The organism is Streptomyces sp. NPDC092296, from assembly GCF_044755465.1.
In the GTDB taxonomy this organism is placed as follows: domain Bacteria; phylum Actinomycetota; class Actinomycetes; order Streptomycetales; family Streptomycetaceae; genus Peterkaempfera.
This window is the reverse complement of the sequence record NZ_JBIVRB010000003.1, coordinates 132790-157878: the sequence shown is the minus strand read 5'-3', so window position 1 is coordinate 157878 and position 25089 is coordinate 132790. Positions and strand designations below refer to the sequence as shown.

The window sequence follows — 25089 nt, the reverse complement described above, 5'->3', positions numbered from 1 at the left end:
CGCTCCAGCTCTGTCCACCACGTCCACGACTCCGATCCTTCTCGTCCGGCGCCTCCCCGCACACCGTCACTTCGATTCTCGCGCGTACCTTGCCCCGCCCGGCAGTCCGCCACACGAACGGCGGACCCACCGGGCGGGCACGGGCGGCCTTGCCTCAGGCCCCGTCCTGCGGCGCGTCGCCGCCGGGACGGGCGACCAGCTCCACCTGGTCCACCGCGTTGCACCAGCGGCAGCGCACCGACTCCACGGTCTCGCTGAGCACCTCGCTCTCCTCGACCCGGGGGTCGCCGGCCAGGTCGAGGTGGACGAAGTCGACCACGCGCGAGGCACGGGTGACGTCGAAGCGGGTCAGATTGCCGCACAGGGTGCAGCGCCAGCGGGTCCCGGCGTCGGGCACGGGGACGGGCATGGGGGGTCCTCTCGGGTCGTCCCGGTCTCGGGGTGCTGCGGGCGCGACCAGCCGTCGCTCCCGCACATCGCGCAACGAGAACCCTATGGCCTGCGGAGGCGCCGGTGGATACCGAGTTCGCACCTCGGGACGGACCACCCGCCCGGTACGACTCGCCCGTCCGCAGCACCGCGCGGTGTCGGAGCGGCCCGGCGGAGGAATGCTCCGACCATGGTGATCCCGGTCCGCGAGGACCTTCCGCTCCGGCGGCCGCCGCTGGTGACCGGCGCGCTGCTCGCGGTGAACGTCCTGGTCTTCGCGGTCGGCCCGGCCTCCGGGCTGGCCCCGCCGCACGGCTCGGCGCAGCAGCGCGACTGCGCACAGCAGCGCTACGCGGAGCGCTGGGGGGCTGTCCCGGCGGAACTGCTGGGCAACCGCCCGCTGCCGCCCGCCGCGCTCCCGGCGCCCGTACCGGGCAGCCCCCGGTGCCCGGACGTCGCGGCGCCCGGCAAGGTCCCGGCACTCTCCGCGCTCAGCTCGCTCTTCGTGCACGGCGGCTGGCTGCACCTGCTCGGCAACCTGCTGTTCCTGGCCGTCTTCGGCGGCGGCGTGGAGGAGCGCCTGGGCCGGCTGCGCTTCCTGGCGCTGTACCTGGGCGTCGGCTGCCTGGCCACGTACGGCTACGCACTGGCCGAGGCGCACACCGCCGAGGCCGTCCGGCCGCTGATCGGCGCCTCGGGGGCCATCGCCGGGGTGCTCGGCGGCTGCCTGCGGCTCTTCCCCCGGGCCCGGGTCACCGCTCTGGTGCCGCTGCTGCTCTTCCTGCCGCTGCGCTTCCCCGCCTGGCTGGTGCTGGGGTTCTGGTTCGGTACGCAGGGGTGGCTGGCCCGGTCCGCCGGGCAGGCGGGGCCGGGGGTGGCGTACCTGGTGCATGTGGTCGGCTTCGCGCTGGGCTTCCTGGCCGCCTGGGCGCTGTACGGGCGGCGGCGCGGTGCGGGCCCGCCGGTACGGGCGGCCGGGGCGCGCCGGGAGTCCGACCCCGACCCGGTCTGACCGCCCGCTGTCGCCAGGGCGCGACCTGCCTCAGTACGCTGGCCCGGCAGCCCTTCGACCGCTCAGGAGACCCGTGTGATCAGCGCGATCGTGCTCATCAAGACCACCGTCGACCGGATTCCGGAGATCGCCGAGTCGATCGCCGCACTGGAGGGCGTCACCGAGGTCTACTCGGTCACCGGCACCTACGACCTGGTGGCGATGGTCCGGGTGCGCCGGCACGAGGACCTCGCCGACGTGATCCCGGGCCGCCTCAACAAGGTCCCCGGGGTGCGGCAGACCGAGACCCACATCGCCTTCCGCACCTACTCCCGGCACGACCTGGAGGCGGCCTTCGCCCTGGGCCTCGACGAGTAGCCACCCCGACCAGCGGCCACCCCGACCAGCAACCGCAGGGCCGCCGCTCAGCGGCGCCCGTCCGGCACGCAGCGGCCGCCCTCGGTCCGGTACGACCAGCGGGCGCCGTCGCTGACCAGCTCCCGCACCGCCGTCAGGAAGCGCTCCACGTGCTCGTCGGGCGTGCCCGCGCCGAAGCTCACCCGGATGGCGTTCAGGCTGCGCTCGCCGGGCAGCGACGGCTCGGGCGCGCCGCACGCGGACGGCGCCTCCTCGGTGCCGCCCCAGCCCGACTCGGCCAGCAGGGTGCGCACCAGCGGATGGGCGCAGAACAGCCCGTCGCGCACCCCGATGCCGTACTCGGCGGAGAGCGCGGCGGCGAAGTGCGAGCTGTTCCAGCCGCCGACCACGAAGGAGAGCACCCCGACCCGGGGCTGGTCCTCGCCGAACAGGCCCAGCACCCGCACCTCGGGGATCTCGGCCAGGCCCGCCCGCAGCCGGGCCAGCAGCCGCTGCTCGCGGTCGCGCAGCGCCTCGAAGCCCGCCTCGGTCAGCGCCCGGCAGGCGGACGCCACCGCGTAGGCGCCGATCACATTGGGCGAACCCGCCTCGTGCCGGGCCGGGCCCCGGTGCCACTCCACGGCCACCGCGCCGTCGGCCTCCCGGGCCACCGTGCGGCTGGCCCCGCCGCCGGCCAGGTACGGCTCGGCGGCGTCCAGCCAGTCGGCGCGGCCGGCCAGCACCCCGGCGCCGAACGGCGCGTACAGCTTGTGCCCGGAGAAGGCCACCCAGTCCACGTCCAGCTCGCGCACCGACACCGGGTGGTGCGGGGCGAGCTGCGCGGCGTCCAGCACCACCCGGCAGCCGTGGCGGTGGGCGACGGCGGCCAGCTCCGCGACCGGCCAGATCTCGCCGGTGACATTGGAGGCGCCGGTGACGCAGAGCAGCTTGGGACCCTCGGGGGCCGCCGTCAGCGCCTCCTCCAGCGCCGCCACGGCCTGCTGCGGGGTGCGGGGGGCGGGCAGGTACGACACGGTGACGCCCTCGCGGCGCCAGGGCAGCAGCGAGGCGTGGTGCTCGGTCTCGAAGGCCAGCACCCGGGTCCCGGCCGGGAGGGCGGCGGCCAGCAGGTTGAGCGAGTCGGTGGTGGCGCGGGTGAAGACGACCTGGTCGTCCGCGCGCAGGTCCAGGAAGTCGGCCACGGTGCGGCGGCTCTGCTCGTACAGGTCGGTGGAGAGCTGCGACAGGTAGCCGGCGCCCCGGTGCACGCTGCCGTAGTACGGGGCGTACGCGGCGACGTCGTCCCAGACCCGCTGGAGCGCGGGGGCGCTGGCGGCGTAGTCGAGGGCGGCGTACGCCACCTTCTCGCCGCTGACCAGCGGCACCTGCACCTCGCGGCCGAGGACGGGCAGCGGGCCGCAGGCGGGGGCGGCGTCGGAGTCGGCGGTCGCGGCGGCGGTACGGGTGGCGGCGGTACGGGCGGCGGCGATGGGCTGAGCGGTCATGGCGGGGCTCCTGGAGTGCGGCGGCGGGAGGTGCGCGGGCAGGGGCGACCACGGCGCGGCGGTGCCGCACCGGTACGGCAGCCCGACGGGCTGCACAGGCTTGCGGGGTCGCCCCGACGGCCGGACGGGGGCACGCGGCGACGGGGCGCGGCGTGGTCCGGCGGCGGGGGTGGAGGCGCGCGGCCTCTAGCGCATTCGCTTCTTCACTGCGTGTCTCCTCGGGACCAGGACCCCTGGAGTATCGCGAGGGGTCCGCGCTTGCCGTAGGCACCTATGCCACACGACCTGGTCTTCACCCGGGGCACCCCGCCACGGACGGAGGGTTGCCGGACAGCAAGCCGGGGCTTGTGATGCTGTCACTCATGACCTGCCGAGGAGTATGGCAGAGACCGCCGGGCCGCCCAACCGCTGTCCGCGATGCGGACATGCGAAGGGGGGCCGGTCCGCGCACGCGGTTCCGGCCCCCCTCGACTGGCTGCGGTCAGCTCCGGGCGGAGGCGGCCACCCAGCGCTCCAGGGTGCGCTCCGCCGCCCCGGTGTCGATGGCGTCCGCCGCCCGCCGCATCCCGGCCGCCAACTGCTCGGCCAGCGGTGCTTCGGTGAGGTCCAGCGCGGTCAGCGCGGCGGCGGTGTTCAGCAGCACCGCGTCCCGGACCGGACCGCGCTCGCCGGCCAGCAGCCGACGGGCCACCTCGGCGTTGTACGAGGCGTCGGCGCCGCGCAGCGCCTCGATGCCGACCAACGGGATGTCCAGCTCGCGCGGGTCGAAGGAGGTCTCGGTGACGGCGCCGTCCCGGACCACCCAGACCCGGGAGGTCGCGGTGACGGTCAGCTCGTCCAGCCCGTCGTCGCCCCGGAAGACCAGCCCGGTGGAGCCGCGCGCGGCGAGCACCCCGGCCATGATCCCGGCCATCCTGGTGTCGTAGCAGCCGATGGCGGAGGCGCTGATCCGGGCCGGATTGATCAGCGGGCCCAGGAAGTTGAAGGCGGTCGGGATGCCCAACTGCGCCCGCGCCGGGGCGGCGTGACGCATCGCCGGGTGGAACTTCGCCGCGAAGCAGAAGGTGATGCCGGCCTCCTCGGCCACCTCCGCGACCCGCTGGGCGGAGAGGTCCAGGCTGATGCCGAGCTTCTCCAGCACATCGGACGAGCCGCTGGCGGAGGAGGCGGCCCGGTTGCCGTGCTTGACGACCTTGGCGCCCGCGCCGGCCGCCACAATCGCCGACATGGTGGAGATGTTGACCGTCTTGGCCCGGTCGCCGCCGGTGCCGACGATGTCCACCGCCGGGCCGGGGATCTCCAGCGGCTCGGCGTAGCGGTACAGCGCCTCGACCAGGCCGCTGACCTCGTCGACCGTCTCACCCTTGGCGCGCAGGGCCACCATGAACCCGGCCACCTGGACCGGGGTCGCCTCGCCGCTCATGATCTCGGCCATCGCCCAGGCGGCGTCGGCCGCGCCGAGGTCCTGGCGCCGCAGCAGGGCCGTGAGGATCTCCGGCCAGGAGCGTGCCTGCACGGGGTCGTCGCCACCGCTCGCAGGGGACACGTTCACCATGACCAACTCCAGCCTTCGCCCGGGTGTGAACAGGAGAAGGCCACCCTATCCAGCCACGCACCCGGGGCGCCGGTACCCGGCGCCCCTTCTCTCCTGCTGAGACGGACCGGCCCTGCGAGCGGGACCGGCTCAGCAGGCGGCGGGCGTCCGGCCGCCGGTACGGGCCCGCAGCAGCTCGGCGGCGGCGTCGGCCAGCGCCACCGGGTCCACCGGGTGCGCCACGGCGGCGTCGGCGCGGCTCCAGGCGGCCAGCCAGGAGTCCTGCGGCCTGCCGATCAGCACCAGCACCGGCGGGCAGCGGTAGATCTCGTCCTTGAGCTGCCGGCACAGGCCCATGCCGCCGGCCGGGACCGCCTCGCCGTCGAGCACGCAGAGGTCCACCCCGCCCCGGTCGAGGGCCCGGACCACCGCCGCCGAGGTGGCGCACTCCAGGTACTCCACCACCGGCAGGTCGGCCGCGGGCCGCCGGCCGAGGGCCAGCCGCACCTGCTCGCGGGTGTTGCGGTCGTCGCTGTAGACGAGGACGGTGACGGTCGCGTCCGTCGTGTGCGCCATGGACGATGCCCCCGGGGTTCTCGGCGGGATGTGATCGGGACCACTTCGACTGCAAGCGGATGCTACTCCCGATCACGCCGCACGGCACCCCGTGTGAGCCGACGGAGGGTACGCGCAACCCGGACACACCGAGGAAGACCCCCCGGAGTGAAGGCGGAATAAGGGACCGACATAATGTCGGACGTGGCGACAGCAACAGCAGTAGAAACCGGGCACGCGCACGGTTCGGTCAACCGGCCGAACATGGTCAGCGTCGGAACCATCGTCTGGCTGAGTTCCGAGCTGATGTTCTTCGCGGCCCTCTTCGCGATGTACTTCACGCTCCGGTCCGTGACCGGACCGGCGTTCTGGGTCGAGAAGGCGCACGCGCTCAACGTGCCCTTCTCCGCGACCAACACCACGATCCTGGTGCTCTCCTCGTTCACCTGCCAGATGGGTGTCTTCGCCGCCGAGCGCGGCGACGTGAAGAAGCTCCGCTCGTGGTTCGTGGTCACCTTCCTGATGGGCGCGATCTTCATCGGCGGTCAGATCTACGAGTACACGAGCCTGGTCAAGGAGGAGGGCCTCTCGCTCTCCTCCGACCCGTACGGCTCGGTGTTCTACCTGACCACCGGCTTCCACGGCCTGCACGTGACGGGTGGTCTGATCGCCTTCCTGCTGGTCCTCGGGCGTACGTACGCGGCCAGGCGGTTCACTCACGAGCAGGCCACGGCCGCGATCGTGGTGTCCTACTACTGGCACTTCGTCGACGTCGTCTGGATCGGCCTCTTCGCGACCATCTACCTGATCAAGTAGCGGACACCGGCCGACCCGCCCGCCGACCAGACTTCCAGACGACCAAGATCCTCACACCGGGGTTATCCGTGAAAAAGCTCTCCGCACGACGGCGCCACCCGCTGGCGGCGCTTGTCGTCCTACTCTTCGCGCTCGCGGCCACCGGGGGGCTGTACGCCGCTTTCGCGCCCGCTGAGAAGGCGCAGGCCGACTCCTCCTCGCAGTCGATCCAGATCGAGGAGGGCAAGAAGCTGTACGCCGTGGGCTGCTCCTCCTGCCACGGCCTCAACGGCCAGGGCAGCAGCGACGCGCCCACCCTGGTGGGCGTGGGCTCGGCCGCGGTCGACTTCCAGGTCGGCACCGGCCGGATGCCCGCCCAGCAGCCCGGTGCGCAGGTGCCCGCCAAGAAGGTCATCTACAGCCAGACGCAGATCGACCAGCTCGCGGCGTACGTCGCCTCCCTGGGCCCCGGCCCGGTGATCCCGACGGAGAAGCAGTACGGCTCGTCGAGCGCGGCGGATGTCGCGGCAGGCGGAGAGCTCTTCCGCACCAACTGCTCGCAGTGCCACAACTTCGCCGGCAAGGGCGGTGCCCTCACCAACGGCAAGTACGCGCCCGCGCTGGACACCACGTCGCCCAAGCACATCTACGAGGCCATGCAGACCGGCCCGCAGAGCATGCCGGCGTTCCCCGACTCGATCATGCCGGAGAAGCAGAAGCAGGAGATCGTGGCCTTCGTGCGGCACACCGCCGAGGCCCCGACCCCCGGTGGCATGGACCTCGGCAGCCTCGGTCCGGTGACCGAGGGCCTGTTCGGCTGGATCTTCGGGCTGGGCGCGCTGATCGCCATCGCCATCTGGATCGCCGCCCACACCACCAAGGCCAAGAAGTCATGAGCCAGGACATGTCAGAAGAGAACCTGCCGGAGCGCCGAAGCTCCGAAGGCCACGAGGTCGCGGTACACGCCGACCCGTTCGCCGATCCGGGGCTGCCCCCCCACGAGGTGCGCCGCACCGACATCGACGAGCGCGCCGCCAAGCGCGCCGAGCGTCAGGTCGCGCTGCTGTTCACGGTCTCGATGCTGGCCACCGCCGCCTTCATCGCGTCGTATGTGAGCTTCAGCCCGCACAAGATCGTGTTCGTCTGGCCGTTCGGCCATGTCAGCATCCTCAACTTCGCCCTGGGCATCACCCTCGGCGTCGCACTGTTCTGCATCGGCGCCGGCGCCGTCCACTGGGCGCGCACGCTGATGTCGGACGTCGAGGTCGCTGACGAGCGTCACCCGATCGAGTCGTCCGACGAGGTCCGCAACAAGGTCATCGCCGACTTCAAGCAGGGCGCCGCCGAGAGCGGCTTCGGCCGCCGCAAGCTGCTGCGCAACACCTTGATCGGCTCGATGGCGCTGGTGCCGCTCTCCGGTGTGGTGCTGCTGCGCGACCTCGGGCCGCTGCCCGAGAAGAAGCTGCTGCACACCAACTGGAACGACGCCACTGCCGCCCAGCCGATCAAGCTGGTCAGCATGAACACCGACCTGCCGCTGAAGGCCGAGGACATCACCGTCGGCTCGCTGGTCTTCGCCAAGCCCGAGGGCCTCTCGGAGGACGCGGAGAACTTCCAGGAGGCCATCGCCAAGGACGCGGTCATGCTGGTGCGCATCGCGCCGCAGGACATCAAGGACCGCGCCTCGCGCGACCTGGGCTTCGAGGGCATCCTCGCCTTCTCGAAGATCTGCACGCACGTCGGCTGCCCGATCAGCCTGTACGAGCAGCAGACCCACCACGTGCTGTGCCCGTGCCACCAGTCCACCTTCGACCTCTCCGACGGCGCGCGGGTGATCTTCGGCCCGGCCGGCCACCCGCTGCCGCAGCTGGCCATCAAGACGGACACGCAGGGCAACCTGATCGCCACGGGTGACTTCAACGCTCCCGTCGGCCCGAGCTACTGGGAGCGCGCATGAGTGCCGCGAGCAGCGCCGCCTCCGGCGGCGAGAAGCCGAGCAGCAGCCGGGCCAAGCCGGCCAACAAGGCCGAGGCCGCTGCCGACTGGGCCGACGGCCGGCTGGGCATCTACGGCCTGGCCAAGTCGAACCTGCGGAAGATCTTCCCGGACCACTGGTCCTTCATGCTCGGTGAGATCTGCCTCTACACGTTCATCATCATCATCCTCACCGGTGTCTACCTCACCCTGTTCTTCAAGCCCAGCATGGGCGAGGTCGTCTACCACGGCACGTACCAGCCGCTGAACGGCATCCGGATGTCCGAGGCGTACGCCTCGACGCTGGACATCAGCTTCGACGTGCGCGGCGGTCTGCTGATCCGCCAGATCCACCACTGGGCCGCGATCCTGTTCGTGGCGGCCATGCTGGTCCACATGATGCGCGTCTTCTTCACCGGCGCGTTCCGCAAGCCCCGTGAGATCAACTGGGTGTTCGGCGCCCTGCTGCTGATCCTCGGCATGTTCGACGGCTTCATGGGCTACTCGCTCCCCGACGACCTGCTGTCGGGCACCGGCATCCGGTTCATGGAGGGCGCCGTGCTCGCGGTGCCACTGGTCGGCACCTACATCCAGATGTTCCTGTTCGGCGGGGAGTTCCCCGGCGACGACATCATCCCGAGGCTGTTCACCGTCCACGTGCTGCTCATCCCGGGCATCATGCTGGGTCTGCTGGTGGCGCACCTGGTGCTGGTCTTCTACCACAAGCACACCCAGTTCGCCGGGCCCGGCCGCACCGAGAAGAACGTCGTCGGCATGCCGCTGATGCCGGTCTACATCGCCAAGGCCGGTGGCTTCTTCTTCCTGGTGTTCGGCGTGACCGCGATCATCTCGGCCATCGCCACGGTCAACCCGATCTGGTCGTACGGCCCCTACCGGCCGGACCAGGTGTCCACCGACGCCCAGCCCGACTGGTACATGGGCTTCTCGGAGGGCCTCATCCGGCTGATGCCGGGCTGGGAGATCCGGGCCTGGGGCCACACCCTCAACCTGGGTGTCTTCATCCCGCTGATGATCTTCCCGCTGGTGCTGGTGGCCATCTGGGCCTACCCGTTCATCGAGGCCTGGGTCACCGGTGACAAGCGCGAGCACCACATCGCGGACCGCCCGCGCAACGCCCCGGTGCGCACCGGCTTCGGCGCGGCCTGGATCAGCCTCTACCTGGTGCTGCTGGTGGCGGGTGGCAACGACCTGTTCGCCACGCACTTCCACCTGTCGATCAACGCGATCACCTGGACGATGCGGATCGGGTTCTTCGTGATCCCGGTGCTCACCTTCATCATCACCAAGCGGATCTGCCTGGGACTCCAGCGCCGGGACCGCGACAAGGTGCTGCACGGCCGGGAGAGCGGCATCATCAAGCGGCTGCCGCACGGTGAGTTCATCGAGGTGCACGAGCCGCTGTCGCCCGCTCAGCGGTACAAGCTCACCGCTCACGACCAGCACCGGCCGGCCGAGCTGCCCGCCGAGGTCGACGAGAACGGTGTCGCTGCGAAGATCACCCGCACCCAGAAGCTCCGGGCGAAGCTGTCCCGTGGCTACTACGGCGACGACGGCCAGATCCCCAAGCCGACCGCCGAGGAGTACCAGGAGATCACCAGCGGCCACGGCCACCACTGAGGCCCGCTCCCGCTCCGCCACCCGCAGGGCCCGCCCCCGGCACATCGCCGGGGGCGGGCCCTCGGCCTTTGCCGCCGCTGTTACCGCCACAATGGACCCACCCACCCCGCAGCTGAGCCGAGCCGAGCCCGAGGGACCGTACCGTGCAGATCACCGTCGACCCGTCCTCCCCCGTCCCGCCGTACGAGCAGGTGCGCACCCGGATCGCGGAGCTGGCCCGCTCCGGCGAGCTGCCCACCGGCCACCGGCTGCCCTCCGTCCGGGGCCTGGCCGCCGAACTCGGGCTGGCCGCCAACACAGTGGCGCGGGCCTACCGTGAGCTGGAGGCCGACGGTGTGGTGGAGACGCGCGGGCGGCACGGCACCCTGATCGCCGCGGCCGGGGACGCCGCCCACCGCCACGCCGCCACCGCCGCCACCGCCTACGCCGACCGGGCCCATCACCTCGGGCTCAGCCACGCCGAGGCGCTTGGTGCCGTCACCACGGCGCTCCGGGCGGCTTACGCCGCCGAGGAGTGACCCCCTCCGGGGGGGCTGCGGACAACCCACCAGCAACCGGCGCCACTCGGGGCGGGGGCCGGTTGTTCGGCGGCCTACGGGGGTGGGGGGTGCTCGCGCCCCTGACGGGGGCGGAGCGTTGGCCAGGGGTAGGCCACTCGGGGTGGGGGGAGCTGGTCGTTCGGCGCTCTACGGGGGTGGGGGGTTGTTCGCGCAGTTCCTCGCGCCCCTGGCGGGGGCGGAGCGTTGGCCCGGGGTACGCCACTCGGGGCGGGGGGAGCTGGTCGTTCGGCGCTCTACGGGGGTGGGGGGTTGTTCGCGCAGTTCCTCGCGCCCCTGACGGGGAGCGGAGCGTTGGCCCGGGGTACGCCACTCGGGGTGGGGGGTTGTTCGCGCAGTTCCTCGCGCCCCTGGCGGGGGCGCGGCGGCGGCGCTGTTCCGCGCTCCATGGGAGTGCGAGGTTGCTCGTGCCCCTGGTCGGTGGTCCTAGGGGGTCGGGGTTGGGTGGGGGGAGGGGGTGGTGAGGGGGCAGAGGGAGCGTTGGAAGGTGGTGAGGGGGGCGCCTCGGGCGGCGCGGGCGCGGACGCCGCGGCAGAAGGAGCCGTCGGGGTCGGGGCCGCCGCCGGGGCCGAAGTGTTCGTGCTGGCGGCAGTGGAAGGCCAGGTCGCGGTCGAGGGCCGGGTCGCCCTGGGCGGCGCGGCGTTCGACGGCGGCACAGATGGTGCTGGAGCCGGCGGCCGGCCGCTCACCCCGGGCCAGGGCCTGCCGCCGCATGGCGTCCAGCGCGGTGGCCTCCTGCCGTTCGCAGGCGATGGCCCGGCCGGTGTCGACCGTCCGCCCGGCGGTGAGCGCTGCGGTGAGCGCGGCGCAGTCGGCGGACTGGCCGGCCGCGACCACCCCCGCCGTGACCGTGCCCGCCGTGTGGCCGCCCGCCGAAGCGTCGGGCCGCAGCGCGAGCCAGGTCCCCGTACCGGCGGTCAGCAGCCCGGCGACCAGCAGCCCGCCGACGACCGGAACCCTTCTGCGGCGTGCGGGAGGGCGAGTCCGCTCGGCCATGGCCACCACCTCCTTCCAGATGCCCGGATGCCCCCACGTACCCCCAGTTACCCAGTCGCCCCGGCGGCCCGGCGGCGGCCGGATCAGATCTGCGGTACCAGGGCGCCGACCGGTTCGGCCCGGCCGTCAGGGGTGACGCCGACGTCACCGGTCGGCCCGCCGGCGGTGGAGACGGCCGAGCCGCCCGCCGAGCCGGCCAGCCAGTCGTTCCAGGAGAGGTTCCAGTCCCCGAAGCCGTTGTCGAACGGCTCCATGCCGTGCCCGTTGCTGCCCACCACCTGGACGACGTCACCGACCCGCACGTGGTCGTAGAACCAGCGGGCGTCGGCGGTGCTCAGACCGGTGCAGCCGTGGCTGACGTTGGCGTGGCCCTGGGAGGCCACCGACCAGGGCGCGGCGTGCACGTACTCGCCGCTCCAGGTGACCCGGGTCGCCCACTGCACGTCCAGGCTGTAGGCGTCCGCGCTGCCGGTCGGGATGCCGACGGTCTCGCCGTCCATCCGTACCTGCGCCTCCTTGCCCAGCACCACCTTGATGCCGTTGCGGGTCTCGAAGCCGGGCTTGCCGGTGGTCACCGGGATGGTCCTGACCACCTCGCCGTTGCGGCGGAAGGTCAGGTAGTCGGTGCGGGCGTCGACCAGGGCCACCACCCGGTCGCCGGTGCGGAAGGCGATCCGGCTGGGCGTGCCGCCGTACAGGTCGTCGCTGATGTGCCGGCCCTCGGCGTCGAAGGCGACCCGGACGGTGGCGTGCGCGGGCCAGTACTCCTCGGGGCGGAAGTGCAGGGTGCGGTCGTCGACCCAGTGCCAGGCCCCGCTGACGGCGGGTTCGGAGGTGACCCGCAACCCGTGCTCCACGGCCTGCCGGGCGGCGGGGTCGTGCACCGGCCGGGAGAGCTGTACGGTGACCGGCTGGCCGACGCCGTAGACCGGGCTGCCGTCGTCCTGGTCCTCGGTGGGGCCCAGCAGCGCGGTGAGCAGTTGGTTGCCGGGCTTGGTGGTGACCCCGGTGGTGGTCTCGCCGCGTCCGCCCCGGCCGTCGTCGGCACCGATCCGCACGGTGTAGCGGGCACCGGCGGCCAGGGGTTCGGTGGTGCGCCAGCTGCGGGCGTCGGCCGCGAGGCGGCCCGCGACCTGGCGGCCGTCGTCGGTGGTCATCGTGACATCGGTGAGGCGGCCGCGGACGGCCGTCACGGTGAGCGGTCGGGCGGGGTCGACCGGGGCGCCCCCGGCGGGCGTCAGCCGGACCATCGGGGCCACGTCGACCGTCTGCGGGGGTCGGGCGTCCGTACTGGGTCTGGCCGCGGTGCAGCCGCCCGCCAGCAGGGCCAGTGCGCAGAGGCCCGGCAGTAGGGCGGGTCCCGTACGGCGCCGGAGGGAGTGCCCCGTCCGGGAGGGCCGAGCCCGAACCCCGGGGTCCGTGCGAACCGCAGTGTCCATCGCTTGCCTCCGTCTCACCGACGATCGCTCATATCGTAGGAAGAACGGAGCAGCGGGGCATATCGGGACGGTGCGGCCAGGGCCGTCCGGGTGAACCGGTCCGTCGGACGGGCGCGCCGACGGCCGGGGCCGGACACCTGTGGAAGGTGCCCGGCCCCGGCCGTCGAAAGGTGCGGAACTACTGGTTCTGGTTCTCGCCCCGGTAGTACTCGAAGACCCAGCCCCAGAGGCCGATCAGCGTGATCGGCAGCGACCAGTAGAGCAGCCACCAGCCGAAGACCACACCGAGGAAGGCGAGCGCTCCACCGATGCCGAGCGCCAGCGGCTGCCAGCTGTGCGGGCTGAAGAAGCCCTGCTCACCGGCGTCGTCGGAGACCTCGGCCTCCGGGTTGTCACCGGCTCCGGTGTCCACCCGCCGGGCGGTGAAGCCCAGGTAGAAGGCGATGAAGATGCACAGGCCGAAGGCGAGGAAGAGCGCCGTGGTACCGGCGGGCTCCTTCGACCACAGACCGTAGGAGATGGCGATGGCCAGAATGAAGACGGCCAGGCCGGCGAAGATCTTGCCCTGGACCTTCATCAGACGTCACCCTCCTTCTTCGCGCCCGCGCCCGCGCCCACGGCCTGGGGCTCGGCCGGAGTGCCGTAGTTCTCCAGGTAGTCCTGGGCGGCGATCTCCGGGTGGTGCAGGTCGAACGCCGGGGATTCCGAGCGGATGCGCGGCAGCGTGACGAAGTTGTGCCGCGGCGGCGGGCAGGCGGTGGCCCACTCCAGCGAGCGGCCGTAGCCCCACGGGTCGTCCACGGTGAGCTTCTCGCCGTATTTGGCGGTCTTCCAGACGTTGTAGAGGAACGGCAGGATCGACAGGCCGAGCAGGAAGGAGCCGATGGTGGAGACGGTGTTGAGCGTGGTGAAGCCGTCGGACGCCAGGTAGTCGGCGTACCGGCGGGGCATGCCCTCGGCACCCAGCCAGTGCTGCACCAGGAAGGTGGTGTGGAAGCCGATGAACAGCGTCCAGAAGGTGATCTTGCCGAGCCGCTCGTCCAGCATCTTGCCGGTCATCTTCGGCCACCAGAAGTGGAAGCCCGCGAACATCGCGAAGACCACGGTGCCGAACACCACGTAGTGGAAGTGCGCCACCACGAAGTACGAGTCCGAGACGTGGAAGTCGATCGGCGGCGAGGCCAGCAGCACACCGGTCAGACCACCGAAGACGAAGGTGATCAGGAAGCCGATGGTCCAGAGCATCGGGGTCTCGAAGCTCAGTGACCCCTTCCACATGGTGCCGATCCAGTTGAAGACCTTCACACCGGTCGGAACCGCGATCAGGAAGGTCATGAACGAGAAGAACGGCAGCAGCACCTGACCGGTGACGTACATGTGGTGCGCCCACACCGTCACGGACAGACCGGCAATGGCGATGGTGGCCGCGATCAGGTTGGTGTAGCCGTACATCGGCTTGCGGCTGAAGACCGGGATGATCTCCGAGACGATGCCGAAGAACGGCAGCGCGATGATGTACACCTCCGGATGGCCGAAGAACCAGAAGAGGTGCTGCCAGAGCAGCGCTCCGCCGTTCGTCGGGTCGAAGACGTGTGCGCCGAATTTCCGATCCGCCTCCAGCGCCAGCAGCGCGGCGGCGAGCACGGGGAAGGCGAGCAGCACCAGCACACCGGTGAGCAGCACGTTCCAGGTGAAGATCGGCATCCGGAACATCGTCATGCCGGGGGCGCGCATGCAGATGATCGTGGTGATGAAGTTGACCGAGCCGAGGATGGTGCCGAAGCCGGAGAAGGCCAGGCCCATGATCCACATGTCGGCGCCGACGCCGGGGCTGCGGATCGCGTCCGAGAGCGGCGAGTAGGCGAACCAGCCGAAGTCGGCGGCACCCTGCGGGGTGAGGAAGCCGGCCACCGCGATCAGCGAGCCGAACAGGTACAGCCAGTAGGCGAACATGTTCAGTCGCGGGAACGCCACATCGGGGGCGCCGATCTGTAGCGGCATGATCCAGTTGGCGAAGCCGGAGAACAGCGGCGTCGCGAACATCAGCAGCATGATGGTGCCGTGCATGGTGAACGCCTGGTTGAACTGCTCGTTGGAGAGCAGCTGGGTACCCGGGCGGGCCAGCTCGGCACGCATGACCAGGGCGAGGACGCCACCGATCAGGAAGAAGGCGAAGGACGTCGCCAGGTACAGCGTGCCGATCGTCTTGTGGTCGGTGGTGGTCAGCCACTTCACCGCGCTGGAGCCCTTACGGGTTCGCGGTTCGCCCCCGACGACCGCGGCCGCGGTTACTCCTCCGGCCGCCCCTTGGGGCTCGTTGAGGATGGTCACTTCTCACTTCCCGTGGTTCCGGTGGTGATGACGCCGGAGGGCACCGCACCCGTCTTGCCCTCGGCCCGAAGCTCCTGGAGGTGCTTCTGGTAGTCGGCCGGGGAGACGACCTTGACGTTGAAGAGCATCCGCGAGTGGTCCACGCCGCACAGCTCCGCGCACTTGCCGCGGAAGGTGCCGTAGGCGGTCGGGGTCACCTGGAACTCGTTCACCAGACCGGGGACAACGTCCTGCTTCATCAGGAAGTTGATCGTCCAGAAGTCGTGGATGACGTCCCGCGAGGTCAGCTTGAACAGCACGCTCTCGCCCTTGGGCAGGTAGAGCGTGGGCGGCTCTGCCGGAGAGCCCACGTCGTAGGCGCCCTGCGCGTTCTTGCCGTGCTCGTCGTTCTCGTAGTTGAACGCCCAGCTCCACTGGAACCCGACCACGTTGACGACGTGGTCCGGGTGCTTGGAGGTCTCCAGCAGCCGCGACTCATTGCGCGCGGTGAAGAAGAAGAGCACCGAGACGATGATGATGGGGACCGCGGTGTAGAGCGCCTCGATCGGCACGTTGTACCTGGTCTGCGGAGGAACCTCCACCTTGGTGCGGCTGCGCCGGTGGAAGATCACACTCCACATGATCAGGCCCCAGACCAGCACGCCGATCACCAGTGCAGCAATCCAGGAACCCTGCCACATCTGGAGGACCAACGGTCCTTCCTTCGTGACAGGAGTGGGCAGGCCGAGCCTGGGGAGGTCCTGGGACGAGCAGCCGGTGGCGGTCGCGATGACGAGGCCCAGTGCCAGCGCCTGAGGCAGCTTCCGCCGCATCGTGCGCCGCGGCGAGCGGTCGGAGCCGTTGGGACTCACGTAGCGCCTTCCCGAAGTCTCGCCCGCGATCGCGCCCTCGGGGCGAAGGGTCTGTCGCCTTCAACCCGGTGGGGCCCGGCCACGGGCAGGGTTTGGATGTTTATGCGCGCCAAACCCTACTCCAGGCTTATCCACGTCTCACGGGCAGGTCCCGGTAACGCGCCGTCCGGGTACCCGATCAGCCCCCGAAGGGGTGGAGTTGCAGGTCAAGCGGCTCGTACAGCCGATCGGAGGACGCTCGGAAAGGTGCCCCGCAGCAGGCATGACGAGGCCCTTCGAAGGGTATCCGCACCAAGCGGCTGACGGGCGGTAAGTGCCGCCGCCCAGGGCCGCCCCGGGGCGGCTACCGTGGCACCCGTGCCCTACTTCGACGCCGCCTCCACCGCCCCCCTGCACCCGGTCGCCCGGCAGGCCCTGACCGCCGCGCTGGACGAGGGCTGGGCCGACCCCGCCCGGCTCTACCGGGACGGCCGGCGGGCCCGGATGCTGCTGGACGCCGCCCGGGAGACGGTGGCCGAGGTGCTGGGCGCCCGGCCCGACGAGGTCTCCTTCACCGCCTCCGGGACGCAGGCGGTCCAGCTGGGTGTGCTCGGCGCCCTGGCCGGCCACCGGCGGACGGGACGTCACCTGGTGCACTCGGCGGTGGAGCACTCCAGCCTGCTGCACGCCGCCGAGGTGCACGCCGCGGCGGGCGGCGAGCTGACCGAGGTGCCGGTGGACCGGCTGGGCCGGGTGGACCCCGCCGCCTTCGGCGCCGCGCTGCGGCCCGGCACGGCGTTGGCCTGCCTCCAGTCGGCCAACCACGAGGTCGGCACGGTCCAGCCGGTGGCCGAGGCCGCCGAGCTGTGCGCGGCGGCCGGGGTGCCGCTGCTGGTGGACGCCGCGCAGAGCGCCGGCCGGGTCGCGGTGCCCGGCGGCTGGTCGCTGCTGGCCGCCAGCGCCCACAAGTGGGGCGGACCGGCCGGGGTGGGCGTGCTCGCGGTGCGCAAGGGCGTCCGGTACGCCTCCCCGCTGCCCGCCGACGAGCGGGAGCGCGGCCGGGTGCCGGGCTTCGTCAACGTACCGGCGATCGTGGCGGCGGCGGCCTCGCTGCGCGCGGTCCGGCAGGAGGCGGCGGCCGAGAACGCCCGGCTGCACGCCCTGGTGGAGCGCATCCGGGCGCGGGTGCCGCAGTCGGTGCCGGACGTGGAGGTGGTGGGCGACCCGGTGCACCGGCTCCCCCACGTGGTGACCTTCTCCTGCCTGTACGTGGACGGCGAGGTGCTCCTCACCGAGCTGGACCGGGCCGGGTTCGCGGTCTCCTCCGGCTCGTCGTGCACCTCCAGCACGCTGACCCCGAGCCATGTGCTCAAGGCGATGGGGGTGCTGACCGAGGGCAATGTGCGGGTCTCGCTGCCGTACGGCGCGGCGGAGGCCGACGTGGAGCGGTTCCTGGCCGAGCTGCCGGGGCTGGTGGGCTCGGTACGGGCCACCCTGGGCGCCTCGCCGGGGGCGGTCGGGGCGGAACCGGGCGGGACGGAGCCGGTCGGGGCGGAACCGGGCGGGACGGAGCCGGGTCCGGGGGCCGCGCCGGTGCTGGTGGTGGACGCGCTGGGGCGGCGCTGCCCGATCCCGGTGATCGAGCTGGCCAAGCGGATCGGCGGGGTGCCGACCGGCGGCACGGTCGCGGTGCTCTCCGACGACGAGGCGGCCCGGCTGGACATCCCGGCCTGGTGCGGGATGCGCGGCGAGGAGTACGCGGGCGAGGCCCCGGCCGCCGACTACGGCGGCGACCGGGGCACGGCCTACCTGGTGGTGCGGCGCAGCGCCTGACGGGCCGCCGCCGCCCGGCTCAGCCCAGGTGTCGGCGGACCTCGTCGGCGGCGGTGTCGCCGTACGCCTTGGCGAAGCGCTCCAGGAAGTGGCCGCGGCGCAGCTCGTACTCCTGGGTGCCCAGCGTCTCGATGACCAGGGTGGCCAGCATGCAGCCGACCTGGGCGGAGCGCTCCAGGCCCAGCTCCCAGGAGAGGCCCGCCACGAAGCCGGCCCGGAAGGCGTCGCCGACGCCGGTCGGGTCGACCTTGGCCTCCTCCTCCGGGCAGCCGACCTCGATGGGCGGCTCGCCGGACCGCTCGATCCGCACGCCGCGCGCGCCGAGGGTGGTGACCCGGGTGCCGACCCGGTCCAGGATCTCGGCGGCGGACCAGCCGGTCTTGGTCTGGATCAGGGCGGCCTCGTACTCGTTGGTGAAGAGGTACTGCGCGCCGTCGACCAGCTCCCGGATGTCGTCGCCCTCCATCCGGGCCAGCTGCTGGGAGGGGTCGGCCGCGAAGGCGTAGCCCCGGGCTCGGCACTCCTGGGTGTGGCGGACCATCGCCTCCGGGTCGTCCGCGCCGATCAGCACCAGGTCCAGGCCGCCGGCCCGGTCCGCGATCGGCCGCAGCTCGATGTTGCGGGCCTCGGACATGGCGCCGGTGTAGAAGGACGCGATCTGGTTGTGGTCGGCGTCGGTGGTACAGACGAAGCGGGCGGTGTGGCGCAGCTCGGAGATCAGCACCGAGCCGGTGTCCACGCCGTGGCGGTCCAGCCAGGAGCGGTACTCGGCGAAGTCGGGGCCGGCGGCGCCGACCAGCAGCGGGCGCAGGCCGAGCAGACCCATGCCGTAGCAGATGTTGGGGCCCACGCCGCCGCGGCGTACGTCGAGGGCGTCGACGAGGAAGGAGAGCGAGACCGTGTGCAGTTGGTCCGCGACCAGCTGGTCCGCGAAGCGGCCGGGGAAGGTCATCAGGTGGTCGGTGGCGATCGAGCCGGTGACGGCGATGCGCACGGCGGGTTCTCCTCGGTCAGGCGGCGGTGGGGGCGGGCACGGGGGGTGAGCAGGGGCTGAACAGGGGTTGAACCCTCACACGGTACCCGGGCGGTCTGCGAGGTGCCGCCCTATGCGGTGATTGCGGGCGTGGTACGGGCGGTTCGGCCGGGGCGTCTGCCGCTGCGGGGAGGGTGGCCGGGGCGCTGGTGTCGGCCTAGGGTCGCGGGGCGGGGTGCCTGGCGCCCCGGCCGGGCTTGCGGGGTGCCCGCGGGCGGTTGTCGAGCGATCCGGAGCAGTGCATGACCCTCGAACACGACTCACGCCAGGTGTCCGCCGCGCTCCGGGGTGACGCGGAGCCCGAGACGCTGGCCGGGCTGGTGGACTCCTCCCGCCGGATGCGCCTGTTCTGGCCGGTCCTGGCGGCTTCGCCCGAGCCGCTGCCGCCGGGGGCGGGCGGGCGGCGGCGGCCGGGGTTGGCGGTGTCGGCGGGGGCGGTCTCGGTGGTGGCGGGGATGGCGGAGTACGGGGACTGAGGGTGGGTGGGGGTGGGTGGGGGAACCGGGGTGGGGGTGGGTGCGTCGGATTGGTGGTTCCGGGTGGCCGGGGCCGCATGGGACAGGGCGTCAGGAGGACGAACGTGGACGCGGAGCAGGAAGCGGAGCCGCAGGTGACCAAGGCCGGGGTGCGCCGGGTGTGGCCGGTGTCGCTGGCGGTGGCGGCCGTGCTGGTGGTGGGCGGCGGTGCCGCGTGGCTGGCGCAGGGCTCCCCGGCGTCCGACCGGGCGCAGCGGCCGGCGGCCGGGCCCACGGCGACCACCAGCCCGGCGGCGGGGCCCACGCCCACGGCCGGCGGCAGCCCGGTGGCGGGGCCGACGGCGCATTCGTACACGGTGAAGGGCGCTCGGCTGTCCGTGTGGTTCTGGGCGGGCGTCTGCGAGAAGTACGCGCTGCGCGTCGACGAGTCCGCCGCCGACCGGGTGACGGTACGGGTGGTGACCAGCGGTCGGGCGCCGGACGGCCAGGTCTGCCCGATGATCGCGAAGTATCAGCCGGTGAGCGCCGAACTGTCCCGCCCGCTGGGCGACCGTACGGTGGTCGACGCGGCGGACGGCCGTGCGCTGAAGCCGGGCGGCACTCCCCCGCTGGTGCCCCGGCCGGGCGGCGCCGGGGTGAAGGGGGCCAAGGGCGTGGGGCCGGGTCAGCCGCAGTAGGTCGCGGCATGCGGAAGGCGGCGGCTCCGGGAGGTGGTCCCGGGGCCGCCGCCTTCGGCGGTGCCGCTCAGCTGAAGGAGTCGCCGCAGGCGCAGGAGCCGGTGGCGTTGGGGTTGTCGATGGTGAAGCCCTGCTTCTCGATGGTGTCGACGAAGTCGACGGTGGCGCCGCCCAGGTAGGGGGCGCTCATCCGGTCGGTGACGACCTTGACGCCGCCGAAGTCCTTGACGACGTCGCCGTCCAGCGAGCGCTCGTCGAAGAAGAGCTGGTAGCGCAGGCCGGAGCAGCCGCCCGGCTGGACCGCGACGCGCAGCGCGAGGTCCTCACGGCCCTCCTGCTCAAGCAGGCCCTTGACCTTGGCCGCGGCGGCATCGGTGAGGAGGATGCCACTCTCGACGGTGGTCTCGTCCTGGACGGTCATCTGCATACTCCCGGTCTTGACGACAGACTGCCGCCAGCAGCAACCGGCGGCCTCCCGGATGTATTCCGGAGGGTGGTCCCGGAGTGTCGGCCGCCGTGCGGCGGGCGCGCTGCCCCGGTCGCTCCATGCTCGCACACCGAGCGGATACGGTCACGGCCGTGGCAGACCGCCGCACGGCTCGGACCTGCGGGCGAACAGTTCACGCCGACTACCGGCCGTCCCCTTTCGGGCGCCGGTCGGCCGTGCCAGCGTGGAGCCCATGATCCTTCGACCGGTACGGGACACGGCGGCCGACGCGGAGGCGGTCCGGGAGGTCGCCGAGGCGGCGTTCGCCGCGCTGGCGGTGTCCCTGGGCGAGCCGAGCGCGCCGCGACCGCCGGAGGCACGGGTGCGGGCGCTGGCGGGCATCCGGCACCGGGCGCGGCACGACCCGGAGGGCGGCTGGCTGGCGGAGGAGGACGGCCGGGCGGTCGGGGTGGCGCAGGCGGCCCGCCGGGAGGGCACCTGGGTGCTCGGCCTCCTCGCGGTGCGGCCGGAGGCGCAGGGCAAGGGCGTTGGGCTGATGCTGCTGGAGCGGGCGCTCCAGTACGGCCAGGGCTGTCTGCGCGGGATGCTCTGCTCCTCCCCCGACCCCCAGGCGGCCCGCCGCTACCGGCGGGCCGGGTTCACGCTGCATCCCGCGATGCGGCTGCGCGGCCGGGTGGACCGCACCGGGCTGCGCGACCCGGGGGAGATCCCGGTGCATCCGGGCGGTGTGGCGCAGCGGCATCTGCTGGAGTCGGTGGACCGGCTGCTGCGCGGCTCCTCGCACGGTGTGGACCATGACTTCCTGACGCTGCACACCGATGAGCTGCTGGTGGCGGACACGCTGACCGGCACCGGTTACTGCTACCGGACCGGTGGCCGGGTGGTGCTGCTGGCCGCCACCTCGCGGCGGCTGGCGGTCCGGCTGCTGCGGGAGGCGCTGGCCCGGGTGCCGGACGGCGAGGAGGCGTCGGTGAGCATGCTGACCGCCGAGCAGGAGTGGGCGGTGGACGTGGGCCTGGAGGCCGGTCTGCGACTGTCCACCTACGGCTATGTGACGCTGCGCGGCATGCGGCCGCCGGCGCCGTACCTGCCGCACGAGGGCTTCCTGTGAGCCGTCGGCCGGGCGGCGGTCAGGCCATGGTGTCGAGGATCTCCCGCACCATCTCCATGGTGGTGCCCGGGTGCAGGAAGGCGAAGCGGGCCACGGTCTCGCCCTCCCAGCCGGTCGGGGTGACGAAGCCGACCTGCCCGGCCAGCAGCCGCTGCGACCAGTCGTAGTAGTCCTGCGCCCCCCAGCCCCGGCGGCGGAAGACCACGGCGGACAGCTCCGGGTCGCGGACCAGCTCCAGGTGGTCGGCCTCCCGGATCAGCTGCGCGGTGTCGCGGGCGAGCCGGAGGCCGGCCTCGATGGCGTCGCTGTACGCCTCGGTGCCGTGCACCGCCAGCGAGAACCAGAGCGGCAGGCCGCGGGCGCGCCGGGTGAGGTGGTAGGCGTAGTCGGTGGGGTTCCACTCCTCGCCCTCGGTGTGCAGGCAGTCCAGGTACGAGGCGTCCTGGGTGTGCACGCCCTTGGCCAGCCACGGCTTGCGGTAGATCAGCGCGGCGCAGTCGAACGGGGCGAACAGCCACTTGTGCGGGTCGACCACGAAGGAGTCGGCGCGCTCGATGCCCCGGTAGCGGTCCCGTACGGAGGGGGCGAACAGGCCCGCGCCACCGTAGGCGCCGTCCACGTGGAACCAGAGGTCGTAGTGGCCCGCCACGTCCGCGACCCCGGCCAGGTCGTCGATGATGCCCGCGTTGGTGGTGCCGGCGGTGGCGACCACGCCGATGATGCTGCTGCGGTCGTCGTCGGCCTCGATGGCGGCGCGCAGTGCCTCGCCGGTGAGGCGGTGGCCCTCGGTGGGGACGACCAGGGCCTCGACGCCGATGATGTTGAGGGTGTTGGTGATGGAGGAGTGGGCCTGGTCGCTGACCGCGATCCGCAGCCGGGCGCGGGCGCCCTGCGACGAGGCGGTGACGCCGTGCTTGCGGCGGGCGGTGTCGCGGGCGACGACCAGGGCGGAGAGGTTGCCGGCCGAGCCGCCGGAGACGAAGCAGCCGCCGGCGGTGGCGGGCAGGCCGGCCCGGTCCGCGATCAGGCGCAGCACCTGGTTCTCGGCGGCGATGGCGCCGGCCGCCTCCAGCCAGGAGATGCCCTGGAGGGAGGCGCAGGAGACCACCATGTCGAAGAGGAGCGCGGCCTTGGTGGGGGCGCAGGGGATGAAGGACAGGTAGCGGGGGCTGTCGGCGGAGATCACGGCCCGGCTGAGGTGCTGGTCGTACAGCCTGATCACGTCGGCGGGGGCGTTGCCGTGCTCGTTGAGTACGCCGTCCAGGTGGGCGCGGAGCTTGTCGCCGTCGCCGGGGTGGTCCAGGGGGACGGGGTCGTACTGGAGACGGGCCCGCATGTAGTCGAAGACCAGGTCGACCAGGTGGGCGTCGTACTGGTGCATGCGGTGCGGCGCGGCGGGCACGGGCATCCCTCTCGGTGGCGGCTTGGGCGCGGCCCAGGGGCTCTGCGGGGAGGTGGCCGGGCGCTGCCGGGCCGGGATCAGCCTAGGCAGGGGTCGGGCCGGGGCGCGCGTCGATCCATTGCCCCGGGCGCAGCATTCCGGCGTCTTCCGGGGCGGGGGCGCACGATTCCTGCGCGGGGTTGGGGCTGATGCGGGGGCTGCTGCACGGGGCGGGGGTGTCTCGCGTGGTTCCTCGCGTCCCCGGGGGCGTGCGGGGTCAGCCGATGAGGCGGGAGAGGACCACGGCGCTGCGGCTGCGCTGGATGCCGGGTTCGCGGCGGATGCGTTCGATGACGGCTTCCAGGTGGCGCATGTCGGCGGCGCGGAGGTGGACCAGGGCGTCGGGGTCGCCGGTGACGGTCCAGGCGGCGACGACCTCGGGGAACTGGCGGAGGCTGGCCAGGATCTCCTCCGGCGGGGTGCGCTCGCGGCAGTACACCTCCACGAACGCCTCGGTGCCCCAGCCGAGCAGCCCCGGGTCGAGGACGACCGTGAAGCCGCGCACCACGCCACGGGCGCGCAGCCGGTCGATGCGGCGCTTGACGGCGGTGGCGGAGAGGTTGACCTCGGCGCCGAGCCGGGCGTACGAGGCGCGGCCGTCCTCGCCGAGGCGGCGCAGCAGGCGGCGGTCGATGTCGTCGAGGTCGGCGTCGGGGGCGGCGCCCAGCGGCGGGAGCGGGCCGTTTCCGAAGGGACGGCTCAGGCTCATGGGGTGCGGCTCCCGCGGTTGTGAAGGCAGGGCGATACGCTCTGGGCGCCTTGGGAATCAACGCCCTCCTCAGGCTAATGCCTGGGAATCGCTGCCGGGCTCGGGACGGTCATCCATGTCACATCGGACCGGGAGCCATCGTCAATCTGACGCGAAGGAGTTATGATAGATAACGTCAGATAGACGAAAAGCCGTTGGCGATCGAAGAAGGGCATCGGCCCGTGACCACCACCCCCGCCGCAGAGCCTCTGCTGGATGTTCAGCCCACTCCCCTTGCGCTGCTCCTGCTCGGCCGCGACGCCGACCCGGACAGCGAGCGCGGCGTGGAGTGCCCCGGCGACCTCCCCGCCGCCTCCGACCCGGACCTGGTGGAGCGTGCCCGCGCGGCCAAGGCGCGCCTGGGTGACCGGGTCTTCATCCTCGGCCACCACTACCAGCGCGACGAGGTCATCGAGTTCGCCGACGTCACCGGCGACTCCTTCAAGCTGGCCCGCGACGCCGCCGCCCGCCCGGAGGCCGAGTACATCGTCTTCTGCGGCGTGCACTTCATGGCCGAGTCGGCCGACATCCTGACCTCGGAGCAGCAGCAGGTCGTCCTGCCCGACCTGGCCGCCGGCTGCTCGATGGCGGACATGGCCACCGCCGACCAGGTCGCGGAGTGCTGGGACGTGCTCACCGACGCGGGGATAGCGGAGACCACCGTCCCCGTCTCGTACATGAACTCCTCCGCCGACATCAAGTCGTTCACCGGCCGGCACGGCGGCACCATCTGCACCTCCTCCAACGCCCGGCGGGCCCTGGAGTGGGCCTTCGAGCAGGGCGAGAAGGTGCTGTTCCTGCCCGACCAGCACCTGGGCCGCAACACCGCCGTCCGCGAGCTGGGCCTGTCGCTGGACGACTGCGTCGTCTACAACCCGCACAAGCCCGGCGGCGGCCTCACCGCCGAGCAGCTGCGCGCCGCGAAGATGATCCTCTGGCGCGGCCACTGCTCGGTGCACGGCCGCTTCTCGCTGGAGTCGGTGAACGACGTCCGGGCGCGGGTGCCCGGGGTCACCGTGCTGGTGCACCCGGAGTGCAAGCACGAGGTGGTGGCGGCGGCCGACCAGGTCGGTTCGACGGAGTACATCATCAAGGCGCTGGACGCGGCCCCGGCCGGTTCCAAGTGGGCCATCGGCACCGAACTCAACCTGGTGCGGCGGCTGGCCAAGGCCCACCCGGACAAGGAGATCGTCTTCCTGGACCGGACGGTCTGCTTCTGCTCCACCATGAACCGCATCGACCTGCCGCACCTGGTGTGGGCGCTGGAGTCGCTGGCCGACGGCCGGGTGGTCAACCGCATCCAGGTCGACCCGGACACCGAGAAGTACGCCAAGGCCGCGCTGGACCGGATGCTGGCGCTGCCGTAGGACCGCGGCACGCACAGGCGCATA

General features: G+C 72.4%; 25 protein-coding genes and 1 riboswitch. Of the genes, 12 read left to right on the top strand and 13 right to left on the bottom strand.

What is annotated here, in order from left to right:
- Positions 1-154: 154 nt before the first annotated feature.
- Entirely contained in the window at positions 155-409 is a 255-nt protein-coding gene (locus ACIQGZ_RS11160; RefSeq protein ID WP_402600931.1) for a hypothetical protein, read from the bottom strand.
- A 210-nt stretch (positions 410-619) separates the two neighbouring features.
- On the opposite strand from ACIQGZ_RS11160, the gene ACIQGZ_RS11155 reads away from it, so the two are divergent.
- Both ACIQGZ_RS11155 and ACIQGZ_RS11150 read left to right on the top strand, forming a co-directional pair.
- Positions 620-1441: a rhomboid family intramembrane serine protease gene (locus ACIQGZ_RS11155; protein ID WP_402600930.1), complete on the top strand. Its 822-nt coding sequence runs from the start codon at positions 620-622 to the stop codon at positions 1439-1441.
- A 75-nt stretch (positions 1442-1516) separates the two neighbouring features.
- Positions 1517-1798 (top strand): Lrp/AsnC family transcriptional regulator, encoded by a 282-nt coding sequence (locus tag ACIQGZ_RS11150; protein ID WP_402600928.1) that lies wholly within the window; start codon positions 1517-1519, stop codon positions 1796-1798.
- 47 nt (positions 1799-1845) lie between these two features.
- Here ACIQGZ_RS11150 and ACIQGZ_RS11145 read toward each other — a convergent pair whose 3' ends face one another.
- The 3 genes from ACIQGZ_RS11145 to ACIQGZ_RS11135 all read right to left on the bottom strand — a co-directional run bounded on the left by ACIQGZ_RS11145 (position 1846) and on the right by ACIQGZ_RS11135 (position 5392).
- A complete protein-coding gene (locus tag ACIQGZ_RS11145; protein WP_402600927.1) occupies positions 1846-3282 on the bottom strand; it encodes an aminotransferase class V-fold PLP-dependent enzyme in 1437 nt (478 codons plus the stop codon).
- 249 nt (positions 3283-3531) lie between these two features.
- Positions 3532-3650, bottom strand: a riboswitch (SAM riboswitch).
- Between the two features lie 113 nt (positions 3651-3763).
- Complete coding sequence (gene trpD, locus ACIQGZ_RS11140) at positions 3764-4837, bottom strand: anthranilate phosphoribosyltransferase (RefSeq protein ID WP_402600925.1); 1074 nt, start codon at positions 4835-4837, stop codon at positions 3764-3766.
- Positions 4838-4966: 129 nt separating this feature from the next.
- On the bottom strand, positions 4967-5392 hold the full coding sequence (locus tag ACIQGZ_RS11135; RefSeq protein WP_402600923.1) for a hypothetical protein: 426 nt from the start codon (positions 5390-5392) through the stop codon (positions 4967-4969).
- Positions 5393-5566: 174 nt separating this feature from the next.
- Between ACIQGZ_RS11135 and ACIQGZ_RS11130 the strand changes: the two genes are divergently transcribed.
- From ACIQGZ_RS11130 to ACIQGZ_RS11110, 5 genes are all read left to right on the top strand, one after another.
- Entirely contained in the window at positions 5567-6187 is a 621-nt protein-coding gene (locus tag ACIQGZ_RS11130; RefSeq protein WP_402600921.1) for a heme-copper oxidase subunit III, read from the top strand.
- Positions 6188-6255: 68 nt separating this feature from the next.
- On the top strand, positions 6256-7062 hold the full coding sequence (locus ACIQGZ_RS11125) for a c-type cytochrome (RefSeq protein ID WP_402600920.1): 807 nt from the start codon (positions 6256-6258) through the stop codon (positions 7060-7062).
- Positions 7059-8123, top strand: coding sequence for a Rieske 2Fe-2S domain-containing protein (locus ACIQGZ_RS11120; protein ID WP_402600918.1), 1065 nt, complete (start codon positions 7059-7061; stop codon positions 8121-8123). Before ACIQGZ_RS11125 ends, ACIQGZ_RS11120 begins: the two co-directional genes overlap by 4 nt.
- Positions 8120-9778, top strand: a complete 1659-nt coding sequence (locus ACIQGZ_RS11115; protein WP_402600917.1) for a cytochrome bc complex cytochrome b subunit — start codon at positions 8120-8122, stop codon at positions 9776-9778. Before ACIQGZ_RS11120 ends, ACIQGZ_RS11115 begins: the two co-directional genes overlap by 4 nt.
- A 143-nt stretch (positions 9779-9921) precedes the next feature.
- Positions 9922-10296 (top strand): GntR family transcriptional regulator, encoded by a 375-nt coding sequence (locus tag ACIQGZ_RS11110; protein ID WP_402600916.1) that lies wholly within the window; start codon positions 9922-9924, stop codon positions 10294-10296.
- 465 nt (positions 10297-10761) lie between these two features.
- Here the strand turns inward: ACIQGZ_RS11110 and ACIQGZ_RS11105 are convergent, their stop codons facing one another.
- From ACIQGZ_RS11105 to coxB, 5 genes are all read right to left on the bottom strand, one after another.
- On the bottom strand, positions 10762-11331 hold the full coding sequence (locus tag ACIQGZ_RS11105) for a hypothetical protein (RefSeq protein ID WP_402600915.1): 570 nt from the start codon (positions 11329-11331) through the stop codon (positions 10762-10764).
- Positions 11332-11414: 83 nt separating this feature from the next.
- Positions 11415-12581 carry an Ig-like domain-containing protein gene (locus tag ACIQGZ_RS11100; protein ID WP_402601438.1) on the bottom strand — a complete coding sequence of 389 codons (1167 nt, stop codon included), beginning with the start codon at positions 12579-12581 and terminating at the stop codon, positions 11415-11417.
- Between the two features lie 367 nt (positions 12582-12948).
- A complete protein-coding gene (locus tag ACIQGZ_RS11095) occupies positions 12949-13347 on the bottom strand; it encodes a cytochrome c oxidase subunit 4 (protein WP_402600914.1) in 399 nt (132 codons plus the stop codon).
- Positions 13347-15101, bottom strand: a complete 1755-nt coding sequence (gene ctaD, locus ACIQGZ_RS11090; RefSeq protein WP_402600912.1) for a cytochrome c oxidase subunit I — start codon at positions 15099-15101, stop codon at positions 13347-13349. Before ctaD ends, ACIQGZ_RS11095 begins: the two co-directional genes overlap by 1 nt.
- Complete coding sequence (gene coxB, locus ACIQGZ_RS11085) at positions 15098-15952, bottom strand: cytochrome c oxidase subunit II (RefSeq protein ID WP_402600911.1); 855 nt, start codon at positions 15950-15952, stop codon at positions 15098-15100. The genes ctaD and coxB overlap by 4 nt, the downstream gene beginning before the upstream one ends.
- Positions 15953-16309: 357 nt before the next feature.
- Here coxB and ACIQGZ_RS11080 point away from each other — a divergent pair, with 357 nt between their 5' ends.
- Positions 16310-17764: a cysteine desulfurase/sulfurtransferase TusA family protein gene (locus tag ACIQGZ_RS11080; RefSeq protein ID WP_402600910.1), complete on the top strand. Its 1455-nt coding sequence runs from the start codon at positions 16310-16312 to the stop codon at positions 17762-17764.
- A 19-nt stretch (positions 17765-17783) separates the two neighbouring features.
- On the opposite strand, the gene ACIQGZ_RS11075 is transcribed toward ACIQGZ_RS11080, so the two are convergent.
- A complete protein-coding gene (locus ACIQGZ_RS11075) occupies positions 17784-18758 on the bottom strand; it encodes a carbohydrate kinase family protein (protein WP_402600909.1) in 975 nt (324 codons plus the stop codon).
- Positions 18759-19039: 281 nt separating this feature from the next.
- On the opposite strand from ACIQGZ_RS11075, the gene ACIQGZ_RS11070 reads away from it, so the two are divergent.
- Together ACIQGZ_RS11070 and ACIQGZ_RS11065 are read left to right on the top strand one after the other, a co-directional pair.
- Positions 19040-19273 carry a hypothetical protein gene (locus ACIQGZ_RS11070; protein ID WP_402600908.1) on the top strand — a complete coding sequence of 78 codons (234 nt, stop codon included), beginning with the start codon at positions 19040-19042 and terminating at the stop codon, positions 19271-19273.
- Between the two features lie 104 nt (positions 19274-19377).
- The gene (locus tag ACIQGZ_RS11065; protein ID WP_402600907.1) at positions 19378-19950 is read left to right on the top strand and encodes a hypothetical protein; all 573 of its coding nucleotides are present in this window, start codon (positions 19378-19380) and stop codon (positions 19948-19950) included.
- A 67-nt stretch (positions 19951-20017) separates the two neighbouring features.
- Here ACIQGZ_RS11065 and ACIQGZ_RS11060 read toward each other — a convergent pair whose 3' ends face one another.
- Positions 20018-20371 carry an iron-sulfur cluster assembly accessory protein gene (locus ACIQGZ_RS11060; RefSeq protein ID WP_030269055.1) on the bottom strand — a complete coding sequence of 118 codons (354 nt, stop codon included), beginning with the start codon at positions 20369-20371 and terminating at the stop codon, positions 20018-20020.
- 259 nt (positions 20372-20630) lie between these two features.
- Between ACIQGZ_RS11060 and ACIQGZ_RS11055 the strand changes: the two genes are divergently transcribed.
- Positions 20631-21509: a GNAT family N-acetyltransferase gene (locus tag ACIQGZ_RS11055; protein ID WP_402600906.1), complete on the top strand. Its 879-nt coding sequence runs from the start codon at positions 20631-20633 to the stop codon at positions 21507-21509.
- 19 nt (positions 21510-21528) lie between these two features.
- Here the strand turns inward: ACIQGZ_RS11055 and ACIQGZ_RS11050 are convergent, their stop codons facing one another.
- Positions 21529-22917, bottom strand: a complete 1389-nt coding sequence (locus ACIQGZ_RS11050) for a pyridoxal phosphate-dependent decarboxylase family protein (RefSeq protein WP_402600904.1) — start codon at positions 22915-22917, stop codon at positions 21529-21531.
- 250 nt (positions 22918-23167) lie between these two features.
- Positions 23168-23659, bottom strand: a complete 492-nt coding sequence (locus tag ACIQGZ_RS11045; protein ID WP_402600902.1) for an Lrp/AsnC family transcriptional regulator — start codon at positions 23657-23659, stop codon at positions 23168-23170.
- A 221-nt stretch (positions 23660-23880) separates the two neighbouring features.
- Here ACIQGZ_RS11045 and nadA point away from each other — a divergent pair, with 221 nt between their 5' ends.
- Complete coding sequence (nadA, locus tag ACIQGZ_RS11040; RefSeq protein WP_402600900.1) at positions 23881-25065, top strand: quinolinate synthase NadA; 1185 nt, start codon at positions 23881-23883, stop codon at positions 25063-25065.
- The last annotated feature ends 24 nt before the right edge of the window (positions 25066-25089 follow it).

Coding starts and splice junctions, on each gene's coding strand:
- ACIQGZ_RS11115 (WP_402600917.1), top strand. CDS start 8,120: ATGAGTGCCGCGAGCAGCGCCGCCTCCGGCGGCGAGAAGCCGAGCAGC.
- ACIQGZ_RS11060 (WP_030269055.1), bottom strand. CDS start 20,371: ATGACCGTCCAGGACGAGACCACCGTCGAGAGTGGCATCCTCCTCACC.
- ACIQGZ_RS11135 (WP_402600923.1), bottom strand. CDS start 5,392: ATGGCGCACACGACGGACGCGACCGTCACCGTCCTCGTCTACAGCGAC.
- ACIQGZ_RS11050 (WP_402600904.1), bottom strand. CDS start 22,917: ATGCCCGTGCCCGCCGCGCCGCACCGCATGCACCAGTACGACGCCCAC.
- ACIQGZ_RS11155 (WP_402600930.1), top strand. CDS start 620: ATGGTGATCCCGGTCCGCGAGGACCTTCCGCTCCGGCGGCCGCCGCTG.
- trpD (WP_402600925.1), bottom strand. CDS start 4,837: ATGGTGAACGTGTCCCCTGCGAGCGGTGGCGACGACCCCGTGCAGGCA.
- ACIQGZ_RS11095 (WP_402600914.1), bottom strand. CDS start 13,347: ATGAAGGTCCAGGGCAAGATCTTCGCCGGCCTGGCCGTCTTCATTCTG.
- ACIQGZ_RS11145 (WP_402600927.1), bottom strand. CDS start 3,282: ATGACCGCTCAGCCCATCGCCGCCGCCCGTACCGCCGCCACCCGTACC.
- ACIQGZ_RS11070 (WP_402600908.1), top strand. CDS start 19,040: ATGACCCTCGAACACGACTCACGCCAGGTGTCCGCCGCGCTCCGGGGT.
- ACIQGZ_RS11105 (WP_402600915.1), bottom strand. CDS start 11,331: ATGGCCGAGCGGACTCGCCCTCCCGCACGCCGCAGAAGGGTTCCGGTC.
- ACIQGZ_RS11100 (WP_402601438.1), bottom strand. CDS start 12,581: ATGGTCCGGCTGACGCCCGCCGGGGGCGCCCCGGTCGACCCCGCCCGA.
- ACIQGZ_RS11055 (WP_402600906.1), top strand. CDS start 20,631: ATGATCCTTCGACCGGTACGGGACACGGCGGCCGACGCGGAGGCGGTC.
- ACIQGZ_RS11160 (WP_402600931.1), bottom strand. CDS start 409: ATGCCCGTCCCCGTGCCCGACGCCGGGACCCGCTGGCGCTGCACCCTG.
- ACIQGZ_RS11120 (WP_402600918.1), top strand. CDS start 7,059: ATGAGCCAGGACATGTCAGAAGAGAACCTGCCGGAGCGCCGAAGCTCC.
- ACIQGZ_RS11045 (WP_402600902.1), bottom strand. CDS start 23,659: ATGAGCCTGAGCCGTCCCTTCGGAAACGGCCCGCTCCCGCCGCTGGGC.
- ACIQGZ_RS11130 (WP_402600921.1), top strand. CDS start 5,567: ATGTCGGACGTGGCGACAGCAACAGCAGTAGAAACCGGGCACGCGCAC.